At 41.9% G+C, this 10,892-nt stretch carries 11 protein-coding genes; all 11 read left to right on the top strand.

The genetic code is table 11. The annotated features are described in order from the left end of the window. The first annotated feature begins 290 nt into the window (after positions 1-290). A complete protein-coding gene (locus D5018_RS14260; RefSeq protein ID WP_121839674.1) occupies positions 291-1,184 on the top strand; it encodes an MSHA biogenesis protein MshI in 894 nt (297 codons plus the stop codon). Continuing rightward, positions 1,181-1,813 (top strand): PilN domain-containing protein, encoded by a 633-nt coding sequence (locus D5018_RS14255; RefSeq protein WP_121839673.1) that lies wholly within the window; start codon positions 1,181-1,183, stop codon positions 1,811-1,813. Before D5018_RS14260 ends, D5018_RS14255 begins: the two co-directional genes overlap by 4 nt. After that, the gene (gene pilO / locus D5018_RS14250) at positions 1,810-2,466 is read left to right on the top strand and encodes a type 4a pilus biogenesis protein PilO (protein WP_121839672.1); all 657 of its coding nucleotides are present in this window, start codon (positions 1,810-1,812) and stop codon (positions 2,464-2,466) included. Before D5018_RS14255 ends, pilO begins: the two co-directional genes overlap by 4 nt. Then, complete coding sequence (locus tag D5018_RS14245; RefSeq protein WP_121839671.1) at positions 2,447-2,788, top strand: MSHA biogenesis protein MshK; 342 nt, start codon at positions 2,447-2,449, stop codon at positions 2,786-2,788. The genes pilO and D5018_RS14245 overlap by 20 nt, the downstream gene beginning before the upstream one ends. A gap of 2 nt (positions 2,789-2,790) precedes the next feature. Continuing rightward, the gene (gene mshL, locus D5018_RS14240; RefSeq protein ID WP_121839670.1) at positions 2,791-4,506 is read left to right on the top strand and encodes a pilus (MSHA type) biogenesis protein MshL; all 1,716 of its coding nucleotides are present in this window, start codon (positions 2,791-2,793) and stop codon (positions 4,504-4,506) included. After that, a complete protein-coding gene (locus D5018_RS14235) occupies positions 4,506-5,411 on the top strand; it encodes an ExeA family protein (protein ID WP_121839669.1) in 906 nt (301 codons plus the stop codon). The genes mshL and D5018_RS14235 overlap by 1 nt, the downstream gene beginning before the upstream one ends. Continuing rightward, the gene (locus tag D5018_RS14230; protein WP_121839668.1) at positions 5,408-6,565 is read left to right on the top strand and encodes a tetratricopeptide repeat protein; all 1,158 of its coding nucleotides are present in this window, start codon (positions 5,408-5,410) and stop codon (positions 6,563-6,565) included. Before D5018_RS14235 ends, D5018_RS14230 begins: the two co-directional genes overlap by 4 nt. Next, the gene (locus D5018_RS14225) at positions 6,562-8,316 is read left to right on the top strand and encodes a GspE/PulE family protein (RefSeq protein ID WP_121839667.1); all 1,755 of its coding nucleotides are present in this window, start codon (positions 6,562-6,564) and stop codon (positions 8,314-8,316) included. Before D5018_RS14230 ends, D5018_RS14225 begins: the two co-directional genes overlap by 4 nt. Positions 8,317-8,318: 2 nt before the next feature. Next, positions 8,319-9,536 (top strand): type II secretion system F family protein, encoded by a 1,218-nt coding sequence (locus D5018_RS14220; RefSeq protein ID WP_121839666.1) that lies wholly within the window; start codon positions 8,319-8,321, stop codon positions 9,534-9,536. A gap of 27 nt (positions 9,537-9,563) precedes the next feature. Further along, the gene (locus D5018_RS14215; protein WP_133309300.1) at positions 9,564-10,091 is read left to right on the top strand and encodes a hypothetical protein; all 528 of its coding nucleotides are present in this window, start codon (positions 9,564-9,566) and stop codon (positions 10,089-10,091) included. 276 nt (positions 10,092-10,367) lie between these two features. Next, a complete protein-coding gene (locus D5018_RS22275) occupies positions 10,368-10,856 on the top strand; it encodes a type II secretion system protein (protein ID WP_121839664.1) in 489 nt (162 codons plus the stop codon). Positions 10,857-10,892 lie beyond the last annotated feature (36 nt).

The raw sequence follows: 10,892 nt of genomic DNA, 5'->3' as shown, positions 1-10,892 counted from the left end.
TTCATCTATGTGATTATGAATTAAATCTTGATTTATCATGGTGCTGTCATTGAACATGTTTAGGCTATTTTGAGCATTTTACCTTAAAACCGTTGATATGACTGGTTTATATGAGGGGATGCTTAAGAGTATTAATACTATCGAAATAAAAAGATCAGAACATTACTGAGCTTTTTCTTGACCATATGTGGTCTATTGATAGAGAATCTCAATAAGTTTGCCTTATTTTCTGGGTATTAAATAAGGAACTTTATTAAAAATAAAAACAATATAAAAAATAAAGGCAATTAATGGGTAATTTGCTGTCCAGAAAATTGGCGTTTTGGAAGAAGCCTACAGAATCGACAAATATAGGGATTTATATAGATAACGCTCATGTGTGGTGTTTTACCAAGCATGAGGGTGAACTTGATGCGCCTAAAAATTTTGCTAGAGATGAAGGCTGGTCTAGCATTTTCACAGCAATCAGTACTACATACCCCCAAGCTCAATTTCAAATCGTACTTGGTCATGGTTGTTATCAATTATTGCAGGTAGACAGACCTCAAGTTGATGACGCTGAGCTTAAGCAAGCTTTGATGTGGTCAATCAAAGACTTGGTCTCAACCTCTGTTACTCAGTTACACCTCGATTACTTTTCTTATTCCATTTCAAGCAACAATAAATTGAACGTTGTTGTCACTGAAAAAAACATGCTACAGCAAATGTTGTCAGCGGCCTGTGAGCAAGATCTAACCTGTAAAGGGATCTCTGTTGAAGAAATCGCACTTACCAATACCGAAAGTGACACTGAACAAGCACGTTTGATGCTGTGCTACCAAGAAGGTGCAGAGTTACTCTTGGTGGTGATCAAAGGTGGTGAATTGTGTTTGCAGCGACGCATTCGTGGGTTTCATGCGTTAAACGCCATGAGCAAAGACGACTTGAGTTATGGGGCAGCGGATACCTTAAGTCTCGAAATTCAACGCTCAATGGATTTTTATGAAAGTCAGTCTCGTCATGCACCGATTGGCAAAATTCAATTAGTATTGGGTGCACGTGGTGACGATCTAAAACCGTTACTCGCCCAAAACTTACAACAGCCAATAGAAAGTTTGCATATAGAAAATTACTCGCTTTGGTTGGCTGAGTTGGCATTGAAAGAATTCTGCCAAGCAGAAGATACTGAGAAGGTTGACCTATGACTTTAAAAACTCGGGTGAACTTACTTTCAGAAGACTTATTGCCAAAACGGTTAGGCCTAAGCTTACCGCGTTTGTTGTGGGCTTTTGTCGTTATTTTGATTGTATCAGCAGTACTTAGCGTCTTACTTTGGGAAAGAGATGATGCACTATCTAAAAAGATGCAACTACTCCAAAGCCAAAATCAGCAAATCCAAGCGCAACAAAAGCAGTTGGAACAACAGCTGACACTCCATCAGCCCGATCCGGCATTAGCTCAAGAAATTGAATTAAAGCGCAAGCAGCTGGACATTAAACACAAGATGATTGCTGAGCTGAATAATGATAGTAAGCTTCAAAGTCGCAGTTTTGATGCTATGTTAGAAGACTTAGCCAAAGTGGCAGACGGCAGTGCTTGGCTGACAGATATTGAGGTTTATGAAGGAAAACTTAAGTTATCTGGAGAAACCTTATCGGCGCAAAGTGTTCCTGCATGGATCCAACGCTTGAGTCAAACTCACTCATTTTCAGGGCAAAAATTCAGTGATTTACAGCTGCAAAGAGATGAAAAAGGTGTGATTCATTTTCATTTAAGCACTGATTTTTCCAAGGCTCCTACTGCAACAACCGCTGTTGCTGAGGAAAAGCAATGAAGCTGAACTATAGCCAATGGCAAGAAAAGTTTGCTCAGTTAACGCTAAGAGAACGAGTCCTAATCACTGCTTCTTCTTGTGTGCTGCTAATTTGGTTGTGTTCTTTGCCCGTTGAGCATTTGTATCAAAAATGGTGCGATCAAAAAGCAGCTTATAAAGAGCTGATTCAACAAAATCAATTGTCCAGCCAATTGAATGATAGTTATAGAGCAAGGCTTGAAACAGATCCTAATCAGGATTATCGAGCTCAAATTGATAGCCTAGAAGCACAAAAAAAAGCCTTAGATGAACAGCTTGAAGGGCAATTAATTGATATGGTGTCGGCGACCTATATGCCTACGCTGCTGGAAGATATATTAAGTAAGACAACGAATGTGAAACTCACTGGTTTGCAGGTAGTCGCACCAGTGCCAGTTCTATCAATGGATGATAGTTCTTCCGAAAACCTTTACCGACACGGTTTAAAGTTGAAGCTCACAGGGGATTACTTCGGTTTTATCAAATTTGTTACGGCTATCGATGAGTTGCCCAACAAATTATATTGGAAACGAGTGAATTATAGCGTTACTCAATATCCAAAAGCTGAAATCGAATTAGAACTTGAAACGGTGAGCATTAACAAGGAACTGATCCGTGTTGCAAATAATCAATAACTTATTAAAAGCACTTCTGCTTGTAGGTTTAAGTTGTGCTGGCCTTGTTCAAGCGGCCAGCCTAAACGATCCTACTCGCCCTGCTGTTATGCCGAGTGCGGAGCCAGCTGGTACTGTCACGGTTAAAAAAAGCCGATCAGGACTTACCAGCATCATTTCAGGCAAGCGTCCAGTTGCCATTATTAACAATGAAATCAAATCCGTGGGCGATAGCATCAATGGCAGTAAAGTGGTCGCCATCAAGCCAACCCAAGTGATTTTGGCCAACGGTAAAAAAATAAAAATGTATCAATCGGTTGCATCAGCAGAGGGTAGGTACTAAAGATGAAAGCGAATGCGTATTTAATCACTTTGATGTCTTTAGTGCTTGTTGCATGTCAAACGACACAAAGACCACAACCTGTAACGGCGAAATCAGAGCTGAACCAAGCCATTGCTGGTCAGAAAAAAAAGACCAAGCCATTATCACCCCCTCCAGCGCTACCCAATGAGGTAGAACAAGAGCTATCGAATAATCAAACATTTGGTTCAAATCAACTGGTTTCTCAAGAACGTCGATTTGATGTCAATGCCAGCGATGTTGATGCAAGACTTTTCTTCGCAAGTCTTGTGCAAAACACACCTTTGAGTGTGGTGGTGCACCCGCAAGTCACTGGCAAAATTTCGTTATCATTAAAGGCTGTGACTTTGTCAGAAGTCTTGCAGGTCGTTCAAGATATTTACGGTTATGAAATCAGTCGTGAAGGACGAATTTTAAGAGTCTATCCAGCAGGACTAAGAACCGAAACCTTTCCAGTTAACTATCTGTTTATGAAGCGCCAAGGTTTGTCATTAACTTCGGTAAGTTCGGGGCGAATTTCAGACAATAATGGCAATGGAAACAGCAATAATAACAACCGCAATAACAATGGCAGCAATAATGCCAACCGTTCAAATAATAACGGTAACAATAATGCCAATGGTGGTAACGCAAACGGTAATGGAAACGGCAACGGCACCTTTATCCAATCAAGCAATGAAACTGATTTTTGGAAAGATTTAGAAAAAACCTTAAGCGTTATGATCCACAGTGGTGTCGATGGTCGTCAAGTGGTTGTCACGCCACAAGCTGGTTTAGTGACAGTGCGTGCATATCCTGATGAGCTAAGACAAGTTCGTACATTCCTATCTACCGCTGAAAATCACTTACAACGTCAGGTGATTTTGGAAGCAAAAATTATAGAAGTAACGCTATCTGACGGCTATCAGCAAGGCATCCAATGGAGTAACTTCATTGACAAAATGGGCACTAATGGGAGATCAGAAACAACTTTTACGACCTCTACTGGACAAGGTTTAGGGGATACCATTTCAAGAACTTTAGGCGGCATTGGTTCGCTTAATTTTGTGTTTCGAGATAATAAAAACAATCGCTTCAGTTCTATAATTCAACTATTAAAAACCCAAGGCGATGTTGATGTGCTTTCAAGCCCAAGGGTAACAGCATCGAACAATCAAAAAGCGGTGATCAAAGTAGGTAACGATGAGTACTTTGTTACCAATGTATCGTCAAATGTCGTGCAAAACGGCACTAACAATCAAGTAGTACAACCGAATGTTGAATTGACGCCATTTTTCTCTGGGATTGCATTAGATGTTACCCCACAAATTGATGACGATGGTGGAGTGCAATTACATGTTCACCCGTCTGTTGTCGATATCAATGAGCAAACAAAGAATATTGCTGCTGGTAGTCAAACCTTAGTACTACCGTTAGCGCAATCAGAAATCCGTGAGTCAGATACCGTCATTAAAGCGAAAAGTGGTGATGTAGTCGTGATTGGTGGTTTAATGAAGACCGAAAAGCGCGATCAGGTGTCTAAAGTGCCACTGCTTGGAGATATTCCGTTTTTAGGTGAAGCTTTTACTAACCGCAGTAAGGTAACTCAAAAGACAGAGCTTATTATTTTACTCAAGCCAACTGTGGTGGACGAAAGCACTTGGAAAACTGAGCTTGAACGCTCCAAAAAGTTGCTTGATCGCTGGTATCCAGAAAATTGATGTATTTACAGCATTTCGGCCTAACAGAGCTGCCATTCAGCCTAACTCCAAATACCAGTTACTTTGTAGAACTGGGACCTCACCTTGAAGCTATGCAAGTATTGCAAACAGCACTGCAAATGGGTGAGGGTTTTATCAAAGTTGTCGGTGAAGTCGGCAGTGGTAAAACCTTATTATGTCGAAAGCTGATGAACGAGCTACCAGACGACTTTCAATGCGCCTACATTCCTAATCCATATTTGACGCCGAGTGAACTTAATTGGGCTCTGGCGGCAGAATTAGAGATTGAAGTGGAGTCAGAGGTTAATCAAGCGACATTGAACAGTTTGATCCAAAATCGCTTAATTGAGTTAGCCGCAGCAGGTAAAACCGTAGTGCTTGTGTTGGATGAAGCTCAAGCCATTCCTGACGATACCCTAGAAGCTCTACGTCTGTTTACCAATCTTGAAACAGAGCAAAGAAAGCTGCTGCGTTTTGTTCTGTTTGGTCAGCCTGAGCTGGATCAACGCTTAAAGCAGGATAAATTCCGTCAATTGAGACAAAGGATCAGTTTTCGCTATGAATTGAGATTGCTGACCGAGCAAGAAGTGAATAATTACATTCAAAAACGGTTGCGAGTGGCAGGGTTAACAGGCGCAAGCCCGATAACTGAAAAAATCGCAAAAAGCATAACCAAAGCCGCAAGAGGGACGCCAAGATTGGTGAATATTTTGGTTCATAAAGCGCTGTTGCTCGCTTATGGCGAAGGTAAGCACACGGTGACTCAATCTCATATTAAAACGGCAGTGCTGGATACCGATGATACTCAGTGGGCTGGGTGGCGATCAAAATGGGTTCCTTTGATGATTGCTTTGGTTTTATTGATCACCTTATCAACAACCTTGTGGTTAGGAGGTAGACCATGAGTGTCATTAATAAAATGCTCAAAGATTTAGAGCAAAGACAGCAGCCTCATGATTTGAGTAATGTTTCTCGAGTTCAGATTGTAGAAGACAAAGATAATCGCTGGAAACAGATGTCAGTGATCTTACTGTCTTTGTTGATCGCTTTTGTCGCCATTGCGGGTGGTTACTGGTGGTACTCCAACCAACAACCAAAGTCAGAAGTAGAACCGAAAACAGAATTGAGTCTTGCCCAAGCTCCTGCAAAAACGCAACTTACTTCAGCAAAGAAAATCAACCACCCTGATAAAACCTCGGAAATAGCTGTAGCTGAACAAGCGGTTGATACTAACCAAGCACCAAAAAGCGAAGCGGGTCAGCTAGAAAAACAAACGGTTCAGCCACAGCCACAGTCAGAAGCCAAGTCAACCACGCCAGTAGAAGTGGCAGCACAAGCCAAAGCTCTGCAACCAAAAGCTCAGCAACTAAAAGTAAAGCCTGAAACTGTGGCTAAGCCAGCCAAGCAGGAGCAAAAGCCTGTATTACAGATCAAAGAAGTAAAGCTGACTCCAAAACAATTGGCAGCTAAATTTTATAAACAAGCATTACAAGCACAAGAGGACGGTGAATTAAATTCTGCCATCGACCTGTTTTCAAAGGTATTAGAATTTAGTCCAGCCCAACATCAAGCTAGGGAAAAACTAGCGGCTTTGCTATACGGAAAACAATCTTATGCAGAAGCAATGCAAGTGCTCAGTGATGGTATCAGTAAGTATCCGCAACACAGCATGTTTTCGTTGCTATTAGCGAAAGTGCAATATCAGGTTAAGCAGCCGCTTGAAGCTTTGTATAGTTTGGAAAAAATTCCAAACAACAGTGAGTTGGCTACCCAAAAGTGGGTTCAAATTGGCCGAATAGCCCAACAGCAAAAGCAATATTCTCGAGCAGTAGAAGCCTATAACCAACTGATTCATATTGAGCCTGAACAATCTCGATGGTGGTTAGGTTTAGCCTTTAATTTAGATTCACAAGCTCAGTATGCCGAAGCCAGTAATGCCTATAAACAAGCGTTATTAAGCAGTAATTTATCACCAGCGAGTGAAAACTATGTTCAACAACGATTGCAACAGTTAGCGGCTCACTCGTTAGCGTCTAAAGAGGATGGCAGCGCACAATGAAGCCAAAGTTAAAAAAACGTCTTGGTGACTTGCTGGTAGAAAACCACATTATTTCAGAGCCTCAATTAATGCAGGCACTGTCAGAGCAACGAATCAGTGGTAAAAAATTGGGGAAAACTTTGATCGATCTGAGTTTTATCTCAGAGGATCAATTACTGACGTTTTTGTCGCAACAGCTGAATATTCCTTATTTAGATATCAGCCGCCGCCCAATTCCTGAAGAAGTGGTTAATCTGATCCCTGAAGTTCAGGCTCGTCGTTATCGTGCTCTAGCCATCGAAGCTAATGAAGACTCAGTAAAAGTTGCGATGAGCGATCCTGCGGATCTGCAAGCATTAGACAGTCTTGAAGGGTTATTGGCTCCAAAACAATTATCGTTGGTGGTAGTACCTGAGCAACAGCTGATTACCGCTTTTGATAATTTGTATCGTCGTACTCAAGAGATCGCCCAAATTGCGGGTGAATTAGAGCAAGAATACGCCTCTGATGATGTGTTTGATCTATCTGCACTGGGTCAAAACGATACTAACAGTGAAGCTACCGTCGTTAAGCTATTGCAATCGATTTTTGAAGACGCGGTACAAATGCGTGCTTCGGATATTCACATCGAGCCGGGCAATGGTAAGCTTTATATCCGTCAACGTATTGATGGTCAGCTGTCAGAAACCATTTTAAAAGAAGCCAACATTGCCAATGCCTTGGTACTGAGATTAAAGCTAATGGCTGGGCTGGATATTTCAGAAAAACGTCTGCCACAAGATGGTCGTTTTCATATCGAAGTGCGCAAGCATAAGATTGATGTTCGTATGTCCACCATGCCAATTTATCATGGCGAATCTGTGGTAATGCGTTTATTGGATCAATCGGCTGGTCTGTTAACTTTAGATGAAACCGGAATGCCGCCGCATATCTTAAAGCGTGTGCGACAACAAATTAAGCGCCCCCACGGTATGTTATTGGTAACAGGACCTACAGGTAGCGGTAAAACCACCACACTTTATGGTGTACTAAGCGAGCTGAATACCGCCGAACGTAAAATCATTACCGTAGAAGATCCCGTTGAATATCAACTGCCACGCATTAACCAAGTGCAAGTAAACCATAAGATTGGTTTAGATTTCTCTAGCGTACTTCGTACCACTTTGCGTCAAGATCCCGATATCATCATGGTGGGGGAGATGCGTGATAAAGAAACCGTCGAAATCGGTTTGCGTGGTGCATTAACCGGTCACTTTGTTTTATCCACATTGCACACCAATGATGCCATCACCAGTGCCATGCGATTGCTAGATATGGGCGCCGCTGGCTATTTGGTTGCCAGTGCCTTACGAGTTGTCATCGCCCAGCGACTCGTGCGCCGAGTTTGCCAAAACTGTGCAGTGGATTACACCCTTACTGATTCTGAAAAAATGTGGCTATCCTCTATTAGCACAAGTGATTTTTCTCAAGCGAATTTGAAAGTCGGCAGTGGCTGTCAAACCTGTAATGGTACTGGGTATCGTGGTCGAATTGGTGTATTCGAAATGCTAGAGCTTGATGAGCATTTAATGTCGGTAATGCGAACTGGTGAAATCCAAGCCTTTGCCGAAGCCGCAGATCAAAAGAAAGATTTTGTACCACTGTCTCAGGCGGCGATTGATTATTTACTGAAAGGCATGACCACCATTGAAGAAGTGGCAAAACTCGTGGAAACCGTAGCGGAATCACCACAAGAATTGGATAATGCGACTGACCTAGGTACTGAAAGTTAATTATGCCTTGGTTTGAATATAAAGGCCGTGATAGCCAAGGTAATGAAGCAAAGGGACGAGTCGAAGCCGCCTCTGAGTCCGCAGTGGCAGACATGTTATTGTCTCGTGGCACCATTCCATTGCAAATCACCAGCGCAAAAGAAAATACTGGCTTTGATTTTAGTCGTGTATTTCAGCGCCAAATTAACCTTACTGAGCTGCAAATTTTTACTCGACAAATGTATTCTTTGGTGAAGTCTGGAATCCCAATTTTGCGTGCCATTGCAGGCTTGGCTGAAAGCACCAATTCTAAGAAGCTTAAAAAAGCACTCAATGCTATCCATGAACAGCTGACGTCGGGCAGGCAGCTATCAACCGCCATGAATCAGCACCCTGATGTGTTTAATTCTCTTTATGTATCTATGGTTCATGTGGGTGAAAACTCCGGTAAACTTGAAGACGTCTTTTTACAGTTAGCGTCATACATTGAACGAGAGCAAGAAACAAGACGCCAGATCAAAGCCGCGATGCGTTACCCAACCTTTGTACTATTGGCTATCGGTATCGCCATTACCATTTTAAATATCTTAGTGATCCCAAAGTTTACCTCTATGTTCAGTCGCTTAGGGGCTGATTTACCTTGGGCAACAAAATTGTTGATTGCCACATCAAATGCGTTTGTTAATCATTGGCAAATTATGCTGATAGTGCTTGCTGGCTCGATAATCGGGATCAAAGCTTGGCTTGGTACGGATAAAGGTGAAAAACAGTGGGATCTATGGAAGCTTAAATTACCCGTTGTAGGGTCGATTATTGAGCGTTCTACACTATCTCGCTACTGTCGCAGCTTTGCCATGATGCTGAACTCTGGCGTGCCGATGACACAAGCACTAAGCCTAGTCGCAGACGCGGTCGACAATAAATACATGCACGATCAAATTGTCGGTATGCGGCGTGGAGTAGAGTCGGGTGACTCCATGTTAAGAACTTCCGCTAATAGTAAATTATTCACGCCACTGGTTTTACAAATGATCGCTGTGGGTGAAGAAACCGGAAGAATTGATGAGCTACTCACCGATGCCGCCGATTTTTATGAAGGCGAAGTGGATTACGACCTAAAAAATCTAACCTCAAAATTAGAGCCGATATTAATCGGTATTGTAGCGGTTATGGTGATGATATTAGCCTTAGGTATCTATCTTCCTATGTGGGATATGATGAATGCTGTAAAAGGTGGCTGATCACTCTTTAGTAAGGATTGATATAAAGTGAGAATGACACCCCAGCAAAAAGCGGATGCTAATGTTTCATTAGAATTGGTAAAAATGGCGGCGATTTGCGTAGTGTTGGTAGTTATTGGTTATGCGGCGGCGTATATCGAACCCGATATCGAGCAGGTTGATAACCAAGCTTACAAGCAAGAGTATTTAAGATTACAACATGTGTTAGGTGCGGTTCATAACCAATGGATTATCAGAGGTAAACCAAGGTATATTAACTTAAATTGGCAAGATGTCAGCCAACTCACTCAGCCGCTAAACAGTAACCCAAAAATCGTAGCCAGCACAAAGGTGAAGTTATCAGTAAGTGGCTTTCCCGTACTCAACACTCAAGATACACAAGGCTGCGAGATATTATGGCAACAATTAATGGGCGCAAGTCGTTCCAAGCTGCATTTGGTTTCTCGTTACAAAGAGTCACAACAACAATGCGAATTTAAAGCCTTTGATAGTGCAGTGATTATTTATAGTTTAGCGAGTGAAACGCTGAGCTTTACTGAAGCAAAGGCAATTTAAGAGTAGTAACTCTAGTGTCATCACTTTAAAATATGATTTTGTAAAATTTAAGTTAATTGTACAATTGATAATGTTGATGGGGTAAAATAGCCATCAATCATAAGAATTGGAGTAGTAGACTGAAGTGGCCTTTTTAAATTAACCTCACTTCAGTATTACGTCACGGAAGATATTAGTCAGTCGTAACACTAATACGACTGTTTTCGGGGTATACAATTTGCGACTTTTAGGCAAATTGTGAATATGAATATACGTAGACGTAAGAAGAGAAATGATATGAAGCAAAAACAACAAGGATTTACACTAATCGAGTTAGTGGTCGTAATCATTATTTTGGGTATTTTGGCAGTAACGGCTGCGCCTAAGTTTATTAGCTTCCAGCAAGAAGCTCGTGTTGGAACTCTTAATGGATTGGAAGGTGCGATAAGAAGCGCGAATTCTCTTGTTCATTCTAGGGCTCAAATTGCAACTCCTGTGGCAATTGATAATGTGAATGTTCCGTTGTCTGCAGAATATATTGCAGCAACAGCAGTAGCACTAAATGCTGCGATGGATACTTCATTTGGTGTAGCTGCAGATGATACTGACTGGGTTGTAACCGCAGATACACCAGCTGCAGGCTCTATTCGTATTATGCAGCGAGGTGCGCCAACAAACTGTCATCTTGATTATACTCAAGCAAGGGCAGCTTCTGCTCAAGGTGTTACTCCCGTAGTTACGGCAGCAGGGCCACAATATGATATTGAAGTTAGTGGTTGTAACTAATCAATAATCTCAATTTAAGCCCTGATATACAGGGCT

The organism is Parashewanella curva (assembly GCF_003675895.1).
Classification (GTDB): Bacteria; Pseudomonadota; Gammaproteobacteria; order Enterobacterales; family Shewanellaceae; genus Parashewanella; species Parashewanella curva.
The sequence above is the reverse complement of the archived record's forward strand: the minus strand, read 5'-3'. Positions and strand labels throughout refer to the sequence as shown.

What these genes read in the sequence shown, in the direction of transcription:
- D5018_RS14220 (WP_121839666.1), top strand. Translation starts at nt 8,319, where the DNA reads ATGCCTTGGTTTGAATATAAAGGCCGTGATAGCCAAGGTAATGAAGCA.
- D5018_RS14260 (WP_121839674.1), top strand. Translation starts at nt 291, where the DNA reads ATGGGTAATTTGCTGTCCAGAAAATTGGCGTTTTGGAAGAAGCCTACA.
- pilO (WP_121839672.1), top strand. Translation starts at nt 1,810, where the DNA reads ATGAAGCTGAACTATAGCCAATGGCAAGAAAAGTTTGCTCAGTTAACG.
- D5018_RS14230 (WP_121839668.1), top strand. Translation starts at nt 5,408, where the DNA reads ATGAGTGTCATTAATAAAATGCTCAAAGATTTAGAGCAAAGACAGCAG.
- D5018_RS14255 (WP_121839673.1), top strand. Translation starts at nt 1,181, where the DNA reads ATGACTTTAAAAACTCGGGTGAACTTACTTTCAGAAGACTTATTGCCA.
- D5018_RS14225 (WP_121839667.1), top strand. Translation starts at nt 6,562, where the DNA reads ATGAAGCCAAAGTTAAAAAAACGTCTTGGTGACTTGCTGGTAGAAAAC.
- D5018_RS22275 (WP_121839664.1), top strand. Translation starts at nt 10,368, where the DNA reads ATGAAGCAAAAACAACAAGGATTTACACTAATCGAGTTAGTGGTCGTA.
- mshL (WP_121839670.1), top strand. Translation starts at nt 2,791, where the DNA reads ATGAAAGCGAATGCGTATTTAATCACTTTGATGTCTTTAGTGCTTGTT.
- D5018_RS14235 (WP_121839669.1), top strand. Translation starts at nt 4,506, where the DNA reads ATGTATTTACAGCATTTCGGCCTAACAGAGCTGCCATTCAGCCTAACT.